General features: G+C 73.9%; 12 protein-coding genes and 1 pseudogene. 3 read left to right on the forward strand and 10 right to left on the reverse strand.

Annotated elements, in window-relative coordinates; translation table 11 throughout:
* Positions 1-157 (forward strand): annotated as a pseudogene (locus ACIQ87_RS39605) (2-oxoacid:ferredoxin oxidoreductase subunit beta); the annotation flags it as partial.
* Positions 158-229: 72 nt separating this feature from the next.
* Here the strand turns inward: ACIQ87_RS39605 and ACIQ87_RS39610 are convergent.
* From ACIQ87_RS39610 to ACIQ87_RS39620, 3 genes are all read right to left on the reverse strand, one after another.
* Positions 230-610, reverse strand: coding sequence for a VOC family protein (locus ACIQ87_RS39610; protein WP_402417042.1), 381 nt, complete (start codon positions 608-610; stop codon positions 230-232).
* Between the two features lie 170 nt (positions 611-780).
* Positions 781-2427: an LCP family protein gene (locus ACIQ87_RS39615; RefSeq protein WP_402417044.1), complete on the reverse strand. Its 1647-nt coding sequence runs from the start codon at positions 2425-2427 to the stop codon at positions 781-783.
* Entirely contained in the window at positions 2420-2878 is a 459-nt protein-coding gene (locus ACIQ87_RS39620; protein ID WP_402417046.1) for a DUF6542 domain-containing protein, read from the reverse strand. The genes ACIQ87_RS39615 and ACIQ87_RS39620 overlap by 8 nt, the downstream gene beginning before the upstream one ends.
* Positions 2879-3231: 353 nt before the next feature.
* On the opposite strand from ACIQ87_RS39620, the gene ACIQ87_RS39625 reads away from it, so the two are divergent.
* The gene (locus ACIQ87_RS39625) at positions 3232-3888 is read left to right on the forward strand and encodes a TetR/AcrR family transcriptional regulator (protein WP_402417048.1); all 657 of its coding nucleotides are present in this window, start codon (positions 3232-3234) and stop codon (positions 3886-3888) included.
* Positions 3889-3941: 53 nt separating this feature from the next.
* On the opposite strand, the gene ACIQ87_RS39630 is transcribed toward ACIQ87_RS39625, so the two are convergent.
* From ACIQ87_RS39630 to ACIQ87_RS39655, 6 genes are all read right to left on the reverse strand, one after another.
* Positions 3942-4745, reverse strand: a complete 804-nt coding sequence (locus ACIQ87_RS39630; RefSeq protein ID WP_402417050.1) for a hypothetical protein — start codon at positions 4743-4745, stop codon at positions 3942-3944.
* A 131-nt stretch (positions 4746-4876) separates the two neighbouring features.
* Positions 4877-5761 (reverse strand): GNAT family N-acetyltransferase, encoded by an 885-nt coding sequence (locus ACIQ87_RS39635; RefSeq protein ID WP_402417052.1) that lies wholly within the window; start codon positions 5759-5761, stop codon positions 4877-4879.
* Positions 5762-5823: 62 nt separating this feature from the next.
* Positions 5824-6396, reverse strand: coding sequence for an RICIN domain-containing protein (locus ACIQ87_RS39640; protein ID WP_402417054.1), 573 nt, complete (start codon positions 6394-6396; stop codon positions 5824-5826).
* 36 nt (positions 6397-6432) lie between these two features.
* Positions 6433-7281, reverse strand: coding sequence for a peptidoglycan-binding protein (locus ACIQ87_RS39645; RefSeq protein ID WP_402417056.1), 849 nt, complete (start codon positions 7279-7281; stop codon positions 6433-6435).
* A gap of 46 nt (positions 7282-7327) precedes the next feature.
* Positions 7328-8230 carry a CAP domain-containing protein gene (locus ACIQ87_RS39650; protein WP_402417057.1) on the reverse strand — a complete coding sequence of 301 codons (903 nt, stop codon included), beginning with the start codon at positions 8228-8230 and terminating at the stop codon, positions 7328-7330.
* Between the two features lie 183 nt (positions 8231-8413).
* Positions 8414-11353 (reverse strand): AfsR/SARP family transcriptional regulator, encoded by a 2940-nt coding sequence (locus ACIQ87_RS39655; protein WP_402417058.1) that lies wholly within the window; start codon positions 11351-11353, stop codon positions 8414-8416.
* A gap of 133 nt (positions 11354-11486) precedes the next feature.
* On the opposite strand from ACIQ87_RS39655, the gene ACIQ87_RS39660 reads away from it, so the two are divergent.
* A complete protein-coding gene (locus tag ACIQ87_RS39660; protein ID WP_402417059.1) occupies positions 11487-13007 on the forward strand; it encodes a BTAD domain-containing putative transcriptional regulator in 1521 nt (506 codons plus the stop codon).
* Positions 13008-13031: 24 nt separating this feature from the next.
* On the opposite strand, the gene ACIQ87_RS39665 is transcribed toward ACIQ87_RS39660, so the two are convergent.
* Entirely contained in the window at positions 13032-13499 is a 468-nt protein-coding gene (locus tag ACIQ87_RS39665; RefSeq protein WP_402417060.1) for a hypothetical protein, read from the reverse strand.
* Positions 13500-13948 lie beyond the last annotated feature (449 nt).

The raw sequence follows: 13948 nt of genomic DNA on the forward strand, positions 1-13948 counted from the left end.
CACCCTCCACCACACCCCGATCGGTGTCCTGCGCAGTGTCCGGCGGCCGGTCTACGACGAGTTGATGGCCGAGCAGCTGGCCACCGCCACCACCCGACACGGCCCCGGCGACCTGGCCACACTCCTCGCCGGCAACGACACCTGGACGGTGGACTGACCGTCCGCAGGATCGAGTGGAGCCCCCTGTCCCGTCGGACAGGGGGCTCCGTCGTTCACCGCTCGGCCGCGCCTACTGCTCGGCCCACTCCGTCAGCTGGACCAGTACCCCGTTCGGGTCGGTGACCTGGAAGAGCTCCTCGCCCCACGGCTCCTCGCGCAGCGGCAGGGTGATCGCGACCCCCTCCTCGCGCAGGCGCCGCTCCTCGGCGGCGACGTCCTCGACGACGAACGCCAGGATCACGCCGTCCGCGATCCGGTGGCGCTGTTCCTCCGGCAGGACCTCGAGGCCGCGCCGGAGGTAGACGACGTTGAATCCGCCGCCCGGGTGGGTGAGCGAGACGAAGCCGTCGGCCGACATCTCCTCGGTGTAGCCGAAGTGCCGCTGGAGGAAGGCGGCCGAGGTGCTGACGTCCTCGACGGTCAGGGAGACGGCGGTCTTGGTGATCTGCATGGCGGAACCCTCTCGTCGTTACCCGCACGGTTATCCCGTACGTAGTACACTATACATAGTACGGAGAATCTCGCCAGGGGTTGCCCAGGGACTTCCCCGGGGGCTGCCGGAGAACGGCCGAGGGAGGCTCCCCGGGTGGGGGCCTCCCTCGGCGGTCGGTGCGGGGCGGGTCAGAACACGCAGGGGATGCCGCCGTCGGACTCCGCGTCGACCATGGGGCCCTGCTGGGGCACATTGGTGTCCGGAGCGGGTGGAGCGGGCGGGGCGGCCGGGGCGCCGGAGGCGGCGGGCTTGTCGGCGGCGACGCCGGTGAAGGCGCTGCCGAGGGTGACGGTGACGTGGTCGGCGGTGGCGGAGGCGGACTCGGTGGCGGTCACGCCGTAGCGGGCGGCGATCTGCTCGGCCGCGTCCTTGGCGCCCTTGCCGTAGGTGACGGTGGTGGTCTTCGGCTTGTTGGCCGCCGGGCCGGTCCTCCCCTCCTTGAAGCCCATGGCGACCAGGGCCTTGGACTCCGTGGTGGAGGTGACGCCGGGGGCGGAGGAGGCGTTGAAGACGTCCACGGTGGTGCTCCTGGCGGCGGCCGGGGGCGTGGTCGCGACGGGTGGGGCGGGTGCGGCGGGCGCGGTCGTCGGGGCGGGGCTCTCGTCGGTCGGGGCAGGCGCCGGGCTGGTGTCGGCGTAGCCGAAGAGCTGCTTGACGATCTTCTGGATCTGCGGCGGGCTGACGATGTTGACGTCCTGGCCGTTGACCTTCCTGAGGTCGGCGACGGGGAGGGTGCGGAACTCCGCGTTGCCGCCGGTGAGGTTGGGGGCCTGCTGGGCGAAGTCCAGGACGTTCCACTCGTTGTCGATGACGAGGTCCTTCTGCACCACGCCCATCAGCTCCTGCATCTTGCCGAGGTCGCCGAGGACGCCCTTCTGCTTCAGGTTGTGCACGACGGAGGAGATGAAGGCCTGCTGGCGGTGGGTGCGGGCGAAGTCGCTGTCGTTGCCGTCGCCGCCGTCGAGGTTGTGGCGCTGGCGGACGAAGGAGAGCGCCTGGGAGGCGTTGAGCTTGTTGACGCCCTTGTGGAAGTCGGCGCCGGAGCCCTGGCCCTCCATGGCCGGGTCCTTGGTGTCGTGGGTGAGGCAGACCTCGATCGGCTGGAGGGCCTTGGCGATGTCGTAGAAGCCCATCAGGTTGACCTCGGCGATGTGGTCGACGGGCTGGTCGAGGAACTTCTGCACGGTCTGGATGGTGGCCGCGCGGCCGGCGTCGCGTCCGGCCTTCTCCAGGTCCGCGCCCTTGAGTCCCTTGGCCTGGAGGGCCGGCGTGGCCTTGTCCTTGGCCTCGCCGTAGGCCTCCTTGATCTTGCGCATGCCGACCTGCTTGCCGTCGCCGCTGTAGGTCATGACGTAGTCGTCGCGGGGTATCGAGACGGCCTGCACCTTGCCGCCGTTCGCGGGGATGTGCAGCAGGATCAGGGAGTTGGTGTTGTAGCCGCCGATGTCGGAGCTGTGGCCGGCGTGCAGCTCGTCCTGGACGAACTCGGGCGGGAGGTCCGTGCCGTCCATGTTCTTGCGGCTGTCCAGGCCTATCAGCAGCAGGTTGACCGAGTTGTCCAGGTGCTTGGGGGCGTCCTTCTTGGTCTGGGCGATCGCGTTGGAGGTGGTCATCCCGTCGGTGAGCTGCTTGAACCCGTACCAGACCACCCCGCTGGCGGCGAACACCGCGAACCCCGCGGTGCAGGCCACCACCCGGCCCGCGATCAGCGCGGGGGAGGGTCGGCGGGGGCGGGGGGCCTCGGTGTCGCCACCGTGCTCGGCGTTGTCAGCCATGCTGCCTCCTCCTCGCCCGGACCAGCCGGAGCGCGATCACGATGACGGCCGAGGCCGCGGCCTCGGCCATCACGGGAAAGCCGTGCACCACCCACTTCGCGGCGCCGGTGGCCAGGCCCTTGCCCTGGTACCGGTCGCGGTGGGCGGCCAGTTCGACGACGGCCGTCGCGCCCAGCACGACCAGCGGCGACGCGGCGAGCACCCACCACCAGCCGTTGCGGCCGCTCAGTGCCGCCGCCAGGCCGGTGCCGAGCACCGCGCCCACCGTGAAGGCCAATCCCATGCCGGGGCCGGAGAGTTCGTCGACCGCGGCACCGGCGATCGGCAGCCCGACGGCGAGGGCCGCGGGCAGTGCGGGGCCGCCGGGAAGGGGGCGGGGGTGGCCGACGGGCCCGCTCGCTGTCCGCCGTCGCGCCCCTCGGTCGGCCGACCGTCCTCGTTGCCCCGCCACGCCCTCACCCCCGGTGTTCCCGCGTTCCGTGCGCCACGGTGGCGCGTCCGCTTCGCTCGCCGCCCACCCGTTCGAAAGTATGGACGTCCAAACCTGGGATCGTCCGAATGTCCGGAAATCCGGTCATGGCACTGCTCGTTCTGGACGCCGATCCGGGGCGGCCGGTTCCGCACGGGGTCCGGCCGGCCGAAATCGGGAGACGCTTCCGCATGTCCTCTACACGGGTGTAGAAGTCGTACGCAGCATAGAGCACGCCTGTTCGGCGGCGAGTCCGGGCCGTCGCGGTCCGGATAAACTACACCGGGTAGTTTTTGAGACGGTCGGCCGATGCGCCGACGGAGGAGGAGAGCGCCGTGGCGACGACGGGCGGAGCGGGGCGGCCGGAGAAGCGCAAGGCGATCACGCAGGCCGCGACGGTGGTGTTCGGGCGCGAGGGGTACGTCCGGGCCAGCATGGACGCGATCGCGGCCGAGGCCGGGGTGTCCAAGCGGACGGTCTACAACCACTTCGCCGACAAGGAGACCCTCTTCCTGTCGGTGGCCCTGCGGAACTCGGCGGAACTGACCGAGCGGATCCGCGAGTTGATGGCGAAGTACCTCGACCGGGTGGTGGACCTGCGCCAGGGCCTGACCGACTTCGCCGTCGAGCGGGCCCGCGCCGTGCTGTCCGCCGGGGAACACGGCGCGCTCGGCCGGGCGATCCGGGCCGAGGTGGCCAACATCCCGGCGGACGTCCTGGAGGCCTGGCTGGAGGCCGGCCCGGTCGCCTCCCAGCGCGACCTCGCGCAGCACTTCGAGGCGCTCGCCGGGCGCGGGCTGCTCGCGGGCGGGGACGCCGCACTCGCCGCCGAGCAGTTCACCCTGCTGACCTTCCACGGCATCGCCGAGCGCTCCTTCTGGGGCGCGCTCCCGGTGGCGGACGAGGAGGTCCGGCGGATCGCGGCCGTCGGCGTGGACGCCTTCCTGCGGATCCACGGGGCGTCGGCGGCGGCATCGACGGCGCGGGGCTGAACGCGCCCGGGCGGGGGCGGCAGTGCGCCGCCCCCGCCCGGACCACCCGCGGATCACTTCCAGTCGAGGCCCTTGCCCAGGGTGTACGGCTCGCCCCAGTACTCGGCACCCGCGACCTTGGAGGCCTCCGGGGACATCGCCACCGCACAGGAGGTGGCGGACTGGCCGTTGGTGAAGCCCTTGGGCAGCGACTCGCTCTTGCACTTGGGGAAGGAGCCGATGACCATCAGCTCCTGCGCCTGCGTGCCGTCCGCCAGCAGGCCCTTCATGTGGTTGACGCTGGTGTAGGACAGGTCGGTGCTGCCGGCGTTGGTGACCTTGTAGTGGATGTAGTACGGCACCAGGCCCTTGGCCTTGTCGCCCAGGTTGAGCGAGGCGAGGTCGGCCGGGTCGCCCTTCTCGATCGAGGTGACCGCGAGCGCGATGGTGCCCTTGGTGCTGCCCGAGCTGAACGGGATGGTGGCGGCGTCGCCGAGCTTCAACGTCGTCCCGGCCGCCGGGGCGCTGCCGGCCGACGCGGGCGCGGCGGCCGTGCCGGAGGCGGCGCTGCCCGCCGGGACGGAGGCCGACCCGGGGGCGGCGCTGCCCGCCGGGACGGAGGCCGACCCGGGGGCCACCGGGGTGGTGGCGGCGGTGCTCGGCGAGGCGGCCCGCGAGGCGGGCGTGCCGGTCGCCGGAGCGGTCGTCGCGGTGTCGGACGACGCGGCGTCGTCGTTGCAGGCGGTCAGGGTGAGCGCGCCGACCGCGGCCAGCGAGGCCAGGGCCAGGGCGCGGCGACTGCTGCGGATGGTCTTCACGTGATGTCCCCCGTGGTTGCGGACCGCCGGGTGGCGGCGGTTCTCCTGAGGGACGTTCATAGCGCAGTGCGAACGATCGGGGCGACGGCTTCGGCGCCGCTTTGACACCGTCGTGACGAGTTCCTCGCGCGGCCGTGACAAGGGATATCGAGTCGTGATCATTCGTGCCGGCGACGGGTGATGATGATGCGTCAGGCGAAGGTGCGGGAACTGTGGGTGCCCGGGCGGGGTCGGTGAGGGGTCCGTGTGCGGGCGGTGGCCGGTCGCCTGCGGACGCACCGCCCGGCGTCCTGCGAGGTGGCGCCGAGCACCAGCTCGTTGTAGGTGGCGACGGTGGTGAAGCCGAGCCGCTCGTAGAGCCGGATCGCCGGGGCGTTGTCGGTGCGGACGTTCAGGCCCAGGTGGTCGGTGGTCACGGCCAGGTGGTGGCAGAGCGCGGTGACGCAGGCCCGGGCGAGGCCGCGGCCACGGGCGTCGGGGTGGGTGGTGACGTTGCCGAGCACGGCGACCCGCTGGGCCGGGGAGTGGACGTGCACCCCGGCGACGGCGAGCAGCCGCCCGTTCTCGCGGACGCCGACGTAGTCGCCGGCGGCCAGCATCCGGGGGTCGAACCAGGAGTCGGGGTAGGACTCGGCGAGCAGGGTGCGGACGGCCTCGACGTCACCGAGGTCCAACGGCTGCGTCGCGTGGGCGACTTCGGACGGCAGTCCGGCCGTGAGGAGCATGCGCAGCAGCGGCGTCCGGCGCTCGACCGCGTAGTCGGGCGCGAGGGCCCGCTCGGCGCCGTCCGGCAGCCCGGCCGTGAAGCGGCGGGGGAGGAAGGGCCTGAGGTCGCTCAGCAGCGCCTCCAGCGGGGGGAGGCCGGTGGGCCGGGCGAAGGCGAGCAGGACGGGGGTGTCCCCGCCGCTGTAGAGCAGGGCGACCGGACCGTCGGGGGCCGGGGCGGAGGCCGTGTACCAGGTGGTGTTCGGCCAGAGGGCGTCGTCCAGGTCGCCGAGTTCGAACAGGTGCAGCGCCGGATCGGTGCGGAACCTGGCGGCGAGCGCGGCGCGGTCGTGCAGGCTGATGAGGGGCACGCGGACGAGGATAGGCCCGGTCCGCTCGTCGCTGACGAGCGGACCGGGCCCGGTGACCGGTGTCAGCCCAGCAGCCAGCGCTGGTTCGGGTCCGCGGTGTCGCAGGAGGCCATCGAGACGGCCTGGTAGGTGCCGGGGGCCCTGAGGCACTGTCCGGTGGCGACGTTGCGGATCAGGTACCAGCCGCGGTCCTCGTCGGTCAGCCGCCACTTCTGGTTGGCCGGCATCCAGTCGCCCCGCGGCCGGTTGAGGCCGTCCAGCCCGCCGGGGGTGTCCTGGAGGCGGACCGAGCCCGAGCCGGTGTCGAGGTCGGCCACCTTGCTCAGCCCGTGCGAGATCGCGGTGGTGCCGTCGCAGTAGCCCCAGAACGACCAGGTCTGCGCGGGCGACTGGTTGGCGGTCCACAGGCCGATCGGCTGCCCGTTGGCCTCGACGCCGTTCAGCAGGTCGAGCGCGCCGCCGCCGGAGCCGTTGTGGACGTCCCACCGGGTCGTCAGGGCCGGCGCGGGCGCCTGGTCGCAGGAGCCGGCCTGGGCCGCCTGCGCCGCCGGCGCGCCGGCCACGACCGCCCCCGCGACGGCCGCGACGGCGCCCAGCGAGGCGAGGAGCCTGCGGGTACGGGTGGTGCTTCTCATCTGTTCTCTCCTTCTGGTGTGGTGACGGTCCCGGCGTCAGCCGCGCGGGACGGCGAGCGCGGCCCACTGCTTGGGGCCGGGGATGCCGTCGGCGTCCGCGCCGGAGTCGCCGAGCTTGTGCTGCCAGTTGCGGAAGGACTCGCGGTCGGCGTCGGACCACTCAGGCCCGGGGCCCTCGGCATAGGCGGAGCAGCCCTCGGCGACGAGGCGCTCGCCCATCCGGGTGATGACGTCGCTGCTCCGGCCGTCCTGGAAGAAGTCCGCGCCGGGGAACGGCTCGTAGCCGTCGCCGCCGTCGGCCGCCGGGGCGGAGCCGGTCGGGGCGCCGCCGCGGGGGCTGTCGTCCGCGGACGCCTCCTGGCCGAAGTAGAGCGCCCCGGACCGGTCCTTCCACTCCGGGTCGGCGAGGACCACGCCCTCGGCGAAGGCCGGGATGCCGTAGCCGTAGACCCAGTCCGAGCGGCGCTCACGGGTCTTGAGGTAGACGCCGTCGCCCTCGGAGCTGCCCCCGTCGTTGGTGTTGCCCTCGACGGTGGTGATGGTGGAGCTGGTGTAGGCGACGCAGATGCCGGTGTGGCTGCCGCCGCCGGGCCCGAAGAAGACCTGGCCGCCGATCACCGGGTAGTCGGTGAAGCGTCCGCGCTCCTTGAACCAGGCGACGCCCTCCGCGCAGGAGGCGCTGACCGGGAAGAGGTCGGCGTTGCCGGACTGCTCGGCGCACCAGGCGACGAAGGTGGCGCACCAGGCCTCGCCCTGGGACCACTCCAGGCCGGCGACGGCGGGGGAGAACTTCTGGATGTTGTTCCAGTGCCCGCCGCTGCGGCCCTCGTGGTAGCCGACCTCGTCTCGGGCGATGCGGATCAGGTCCGCCGCGTTCGAGGACATGGGTGGGGAACTCCTTGTTGCTGGAAGGGGCGTGCCGGTCGGGGTCTCAGGCCTTGCCGAAGGTCTGCACGTAGCGGCCCCAGTTGCCGCGCTGGCGGGGCGCGTAGCCGATGCCGATGTAGTTGTAGTCGGGGTTGAGGATGTTCACCCGGTGCCCGGGGCTGTTCATCCACATCTGCATCGCCTCCGGCACGCTGTTGCTCGGGGTGACGTTCTCGGCGGAGGAGCGCGAGACGAAGCCGGCGGCCGCGATGCGGTCCCAGGGGCTGCTGCCGTCGGTGCCGTTGTGCTGGGTGAGGTCGTGCGAGGCCATGTCGTTGGCGTGCCGCTGGGCGGCCGCGCTGAGGCGGTCGTCCAGGCGCACCGGCGGGGCGCCGACCCGGCCGCGCTCCGCGTTGACGGCGTTCAGCATCTCGGTGCGGAAGTCGCCGCCACCGCCACCGCCGGGCTGGGGCTGCGGCTGGGGCTGCTGCTGCTGGCCGCCGCCGCTGATGCCACCGGCCGGGACGAGCTGCCAGCGCTGCGCCGGGTTGGCGTCGTCCTGCCTGGCCAGGGTGAGGGGCGAGCCGGGGGCGGCCGAGGTGAGGAAGAGCATGCCCTCGTTGGTGCGGGTGGTGCGGATCCGGACCCAGTCGTTGTCGAGGGGCTCGAAGCACCAGTGCTGGTTGGGCTCGTTGTGCTCGTTGTACAGCCAGGTCTGGCCGATGGAGTAGTTGTAGTCCATGACCATGGCCTGGCCGCCGACGTGCTTGCCGACGGTCAGCTGGGTCTCCAGGAGGAAGCTGCCGTTCTCCTTGGCCCAGAACGTCCAGCCCTGGGCGGTGGTGCCGTTGGACCCCCAGGACTGGATGGCCGTGCCGGCGGAGGTCTGGCTGGAGCGGACGTCGGCGACGGTTCCGTTGGCGGACTTGAGCGTCCAGGTCTGGCCGTGCTGGGGCAGGGTGGGCATGGTGGCACCTCTCGTCTGTGGTGTCGCCCGGGCCGCCACCGCGGCGGCCCGTGGCCTGACGAGAGAGACACTCCGGCATGGCGGTAGACGGTCGGTCAACGCGCGTAGCCCGGGCCCCCGTTGATGCCGCGTCTACCGCGTCAGCACCTCCCTGACCAGCACGTCTACCCGTCGATACGGCGTCTAGCGGGCCAGCAGACCCCTGACCTGAGCCGCTTCCTCCGCGAGCCCCAGTCGCTCGAACACCTCCAGGGAGTCGGCCAGGCAGGCCCGGGCCTGGCGCGGGCGGCCGAGGCCGGTGAGCGCGGTGCCGAGCGTGCGCAGCAGCGTGGCCTCCAGGGAGGCGCTGGTGCGGCGGGCGAGCGGGAGGACGGCTTCGGCGGCGTCGACGGCGAGCAGCCAGCGGCCGGCCTCGGCGTGGATCCGGGCGGCGAGGTCCCCGGCCGCCGCCGCGAAGACGGTGACCTGGAGCGCGGCGAACTCCTCGCGGGCGCCGACGGCGTGGGCGAGCGCCGCCTCCGGGTCGCCGCACAGCCGCAGGACCCGGGCGAGGTAGTAGCGGCCGGTCGCGGCGGAGACCGGGCCGGAGCGGCTCATCAGCCGGGCGCTGCGCTCGGCGGCGTCCCGGGCCTCGTCGAGGCGTCCGGTCTGGGCGGCGCTGAAGGCGAACTCCCCGAGTGCGCTGCCCTCGGCGCGCTGGGCGCCGAGGCGGTGGAACAGCTCGGCGGCGCGGCCGGCGTGTTCGGCGGCCTCGGCGAAGCGGCTGTGCGTACGGGCGTTGCTGCCGAGGGTGATCAGGGCCTTCGCGAGGACGCGTTCGGTGCGGTCGTCCTGTTCGGACAGGGCGACGGCCCGGCGGATCTCCTCCTGGGACTCGGCGTAGCGGTTGATGTGCCAGAGCATGCTGCCGCGCAGGTAGCGGGCGAGGGCGAGCGGCCCGTGTTCGCCGCGCGCTGCGGCCTGCTGGGCGAGGCGTCCGGCGAGGTCGACGATGACGCCGGTCTGGGTGCGTTCGGGCAGGACGGCGCCCATCCGGTCGGCGAGTTCCGCGGCGCGGTCGAGCGGCAGGCCCGGGTCGGCGCAGCCGAGGGCGATGGCGGCGGCGTGGACGTCGGCCTGGTCACGCATCCAGCGGACGGCTTCGGCACCGTCGGCGATGGGCCGGCCCGGGGAGGCGACGGACGCGCCGAGCAGGCTGAGCTCGGCGGGTTCGGCCTTGCGGGCGGCGAGGTCGGCGTTGCGGGCGGTGGCGAGGCAGAAGTCCAGCAGCCGGTCGGTGGCGGCGGTGCGTTCGGCGGGGCCGTCCTCGGCGGCGAGCCGGCCGCGGGCGTAGTCGCGGACGAGGTCGTGGTAGCCGTAGCGGCCGAAGCGGGGGGAGTGCAGCAGGTTGAGGTCGACGAGGGTTTCGAGCAGGTCGTCGGTCTCGGTCTCGGTGCGGTCGAGCAGGGCGGCGGCGCAGGGCAGCGGGATGTCGGGGGCGTCGGGCAGGGACAGCAGCCGGAAGGCGCGGGCGAGTTCGGGGCCCAGGCGGTGGTAGGAGAGCGCGAAGGTCGCCTCGACGGTGCGTTCGCCGTCGGCGAGCTGGGCCAGCCGGTGCTCGTGGCGCAGCCCTTCGGCGAGTGCCGCGAGGGTGAGCGCCGGGTCGGCGGCGAGCCGGGAGGCGGCGATGCGGACGGCGAGCGGCAGCAGCCCGCAGGCCCGAACGACCTCGTCGGCGGCGGCGGGTTCGGCGGCGACGCGTTCGGGGCCGACGATGCGGGTGAGCAGTTCCAGGGCCTGTTCGGCGGGCAGGGTGTCGAGGCGCAACTGGTGCGCCCCGGCGAGGCCGGCCAGCCGGTGGCGGCTGGTGACGAGGACGGCGCAGCCGGCCGAGCCGGGCAGCAGCGGTTCGACGTGGCAGGGGGTGGCGGCGTTGTCGAGGACGACCAGGACGCGCCGTCCGGCCAGGGCGGAGCGGTAGAGCGCGCTGCGTTCGCCGGTGTCCGGCGGGACGTCGGCGGGGTCGACGCCGAGGGCGCGCAGGAAACCGGCGAGGACGGTGCCGGGGTCGGGCGGGGTGCGGTCGGCGCCGCGCAGGTCGGCGAAGAGCTGCCCGTCGGGGAAGCGCGCGCGGACCTGGCGGGCGACGTGCACGGCGAGGGTGGTCTTGCCGACGCCGCCCATGCCGTCCAGCGCGGAGACGACGACGGCCCGCCCGCCGGCCGCCGAGAGCTGGTCGACGAGGGTCTCGACCTCGTCGGCGCGCCCGGTGAAGTCGGGCAGGCCGGAGGGGAGTTGGTCGGGCGCCCAGTGGGTGTCGGCGGTGGGCCCGGCGGGTTCGGCGGCGGCGGGCTCGGGCGCGCGGCCGGCCGGAAGCAGGGCGGCGTCCTCGCGCAGGATGCGCAGCTGGAGTTCGGCCGGGGCCGGGTCGTCCGGGGGCAGCGCGGGGCGGGCGTCCTCGTACACGGCGAGCGCCTCGGCCTTGCGGCCCGACTGGTAGAGGGCGCGCATCAGGACGGCGGTGAGCCGGGACCGGCCGGGGTGCTCCAGTGCCAGGGCGGCGGCCTCGGCGGTCAGGTCGGTGCGGTCGCCGAGTTCGGCGTCCAGTTCCAGCTGCGCCTCCTTGGCCGAGATCCGCTGCTCGGTGAGGAGGGCCCGGATGGCCTCGGCGTGCGGCCCGGGCAGGCCGGCCAGCGGCTCCCCGACCCAGAGCCGCAGGGCCTGCCGCAGTACCTCCCGGACATCTCGCGGCGGTGCGTCGGCCTCCCTAAGCCGTCCGGCCTCGGCCAGCAGCGCCTCCCACTCGGTGGCGTCGACCTCGGCCGCCGGCGCCCTGAGCGCGTAGCCGTCGCCGACCCGCACCAGCGGCATCCGCTCCGGGTCGTCCCCGGTGTGGGGCCGGAACGCGCCGCGCAGCCGGGAGACGGCGAGCTGGACGGCCTTGCGCGGGTCGGCCGGCGCGGCCCCGCCCCACACCCCCTCGACCAGGACCGGGACGGAGACCGTCCGCCCGGCGGCGGACAGCAGGACGGCGAGCACGGCCCGCTGCTGCGGCCGGCCCAGTTCCAGCTCCTGCTCCCCGTACCAGGCCCGCAGCGGCCCCAGCAGTCCGAACCGCAGCCCGGCTCCCCCCACGTCACCCATGTCGTGTCCCCACAGTCGTTCCGCGCCGGGATTCCGCCACTTCCGTCCGTGCGGCGGCGCCCCCGTACCCCGGCGACCTATGCTCTGTCATCACAGATTGTGCACCGGGACGAGGGCTATCGAGGGGTGGGCTGTGCGGCTCGAATTCCGCGTGCTGGGGCCGCTGGGCGCCCGGTGCGACGGGCGGGAGGTCGATCTCGGCCGACCGCAGCAGCGGGCCGTGCTCGCCGCGCTGCTGCTCTCCCCGGGCCAGCTGGTGCCGACGGACCGGCTGGTCGAGGGCCTGTGGGGGGAGGACGACACCCGCTGGCCGAAGGATCCGGTCGGTCAGATCGGTACCCACGCGCACCGGCTGCGCCGCGCCCTGGGGGAGCCGGGGCTGCTGGTCGCGTCGGCGGGCGGGTACCGGTTGGCGGTGCCGCGCGAGGCGGTGGACCTGTTCCGTTACGAGGCCGGGGTGGCAGAGGCCGTCGCGCTGCGTCACCAGGACGCGTTCCGGGCCCGGGAGCTGCTGGTGGCGGCGCTCGGCGCGTGGGAGGGCGGCCGGGCACTGGACGGCGTCCCGGGGGCGTTCGCCGAGCGGTCGCGGGAACGGCTGGCGGCCGGGCGGTTCGCGGCGGTGAAGGCGCTGCTCGACCTGGACCTGACGCTCGGGCGGCACGCGGAGGCGCTGGAGCCGTTGGCCGGGCTGGCGGCCGAGCACCCGCAGGACGAGGAGGTGCACCGGCTGCACCTGCTGGCCCTGCACCGGTGCGGCCGCACCGCGGAGGCGCTGGCGGTGTACGAGGCGCTGCGGGAGCGGCTGGACGGCGAGCTGGGGCTGGAACCGGCGACCGCGGTGGTCGAGCTGGCCGAGCGGATCCGGCACGGGGACGCCCCGGTGCCGCCGCGGCGGCTGCCGCGGCCGTGCCAGCTGCCGCCGGACATCCCCGACCTGGTCGGGCGGGCGGCGCTGGTACGGGAGGCGGAGCGGGTGCTGCGGGAGGCCGGGGGCGGTCCGGTGGTCGCGGGGCGTGGGCCGGTGGCGGAGTCGTCGGGTCCCGTGGTGGGGCCTGGTCCGGTGGTGGGGCCCGGTCCCGTGGTGGGGCCTGGTCCGGTGTTGGGGTTGTCGGGGCCGGCGGGCAGTGGTGCGTCGGCGCTGGCGGTGCATGTCGCTCACCTCGTCCAGGACGCCTTTCCGGACGGTCAGCTGTACACGGGCGGTGGCGAGCCGGCCGCGGTGCTCGCCGGGTTCCTGCGCGCGCTGGGGGAGCGGCCGACGGCGGACGCGGACGTCGACGAGCTCGGCGCCCGCTTCCGGGAGGCGCTCGCCGGGCGGCGGGTGCTGGTGCTGCTCGACGGCGTGGCCGACTCCGGACCGCTGCTGCCCGGTACGGCCGGTTGCGCGGCGGTGGTCGCGGGTGCGGAACCGGGCACGCTGCCCGAGGGTGCCGTACGGCTCACGGTCGGACCGCTGGAGCCGCACGACGCCTACGAGCTGTTGGCCCGGATCGTGGGCGCGGACCGCGTCCGGCAGGAGCCGGAGGCGGTGGAGGAGGTGGCCGCGCTCTGCGGCCACCTGCCGGCGCTGCTGCGGACGGCGGCGGCCCGGCTCGCGGCCCGGCCGCGCTGGTCGGTGGCCGACCTGGTCAGGTGGCTCGCCGAGCGGGGCTGAGCGCCGGGCCGCGGAGGAAGCGGTTTAGTACGGGTCCGAGCTGCGGAGCACGTCCGTGAAGGGGTTGCTCAGGGGGGTGCGCGGGTTGTCCGGGTTGGCGTAGTCGACCCGGAGGCCGCCCAGGGGGGACACCGTCAGGATGGCGGTCTGCTGGGGGTTGGTCTTGTACGTGTCGCGGGCCCAGCAGACGTAGCCGCCGGCGCCGTAGACGACGAGGTTGCCGTCGCCCTGCATGATCGCCTTCTGGCCGCAGCCCTGGGTCCTCGGGGCGACCCACACCGGCGTCGGGTTCCGCGGGGCGTACTTGTAGAGGACGAAGTTGCCGTCGCCCTGCATGTACAGCCGGGTGTCGCCGGATTCGAGGTAGTCGCCCGGGTAGAGCACCCCGGGCTCGCTCAACGTCGATCCGTACGCGGTGGCGGCCTGCGCGGTCCCGGCCGAGGTCATCGTCCCGGCCAGCGCCAGCATGGCGGCCGCTATCCCGATGGCCATGTGTCGCAGAGTCTTCGTCGCCTTCATGTCCCCGTGGACCTCTCTCGTGCTGTCGGCTCTCGTGCTTCGGCGCCGACGAGGTCTTCGTGGCGTCCGATGGGAAGGAGCATGGGGGGAGGCGGTAGACAAACGATGAACGCGGCGTCGGGGCGGCCGGTCCGACCCGATGGCCCGGCTGGGGCCGTTTGGCATGGGCCCGGAGGAGGAGTACTGTTCTCTAGTCGCTCGACAGGGAGCACCGGACACGCATCGGCGCGGACGGTCCCGGGGCGGCCAATCCTCTGAAACACCACTTCCCAGGTTCGGGCTGGGTCGCGTCGGTATTTCCGTGTCGCGGCTCGGTGCTTATTTGGCGTGCTCGTTTTATCGGGTTGCGGTCGGATTCGCTTTTCGGAGCGGGGATCGGCTAGAGTTTGAAACGTCGGACAGGGCGTCAAGCCCCGGAAGAC

Origin of the sequence: Kitasatospora sp. NPDC096204 (genome assembly GCF_044763205.1) — a bacterium.
In the GTDB taxonomy this organism is placed as follows: Bacteria; Actinomycetota; Actinomycetes; order Streptomycetales; family Streptomycetaceae; genus Kitasatospora.

Excerpts from the sequence above, each read along its gene's own strand:
- ACIQ87_RS39615 (WP_402417044.1), bottom strand. The coding sequence starts at position 2,427 with ATGGCTGACAACGCCGAGCACGGTGGCGACACCGAGGCCCCCCGCCCC.
- ACIQ87_RS39630 (WP_402417050.1), bottom strand. The coding sequence starts at position 4,745 with ATGAACGTCCCTCAGGAGAACCGCCGCCACCCGGCGGTCCGCAACCAC.
- ACIQ87_RS39665 (WP_402417060.1), bottom strand. The coding sequence starts at position 13,499 with ATGGCCATCGGGATAGCGGCCGCCATGCTGGCGCTGGCCGGGACGATG.
- ACIQ87_RS39655 (WP_402417058.1), bottom strand. The coding sequence starts at position 11,353 with ATGGGTGACGTGGGGGGAGCCGGGCTGCGGTTCGGACTGCTGGGGCCG.
- ACIQ87_RS39610 (WP_402417042.1), bottom strand. The coding sequence starts at position 610 with ATGCAGATCACCAAGACCGCCGTCTCCCTGACCGTCGAGGACGTCAGC.
- ACIQ87_RS39640 (WP_402417054.1), bottom strand. The coding sequence starts at position 6,396 with ATGAGAAGCACCACCCGTACCCGCAGGCTCCTCGCCTCGCTGGGCGCC.
- ACIQ87_RS39645 (WP_402417056.1), bottom strand. The coding sequence starts at position 7,281 with ATGTCCTCGAACGCGGCGGACCTGATCCGCATCGCCCGAGACGAGGTC.
- ACIQ87_RS39650 (WP_402417057.1), bottom strand. The coding sequence starts at position 8,230 with ATGCCCACCCTGCCCCAGCACGGCCAGACCTGGACGCTCAAGTCCGCC.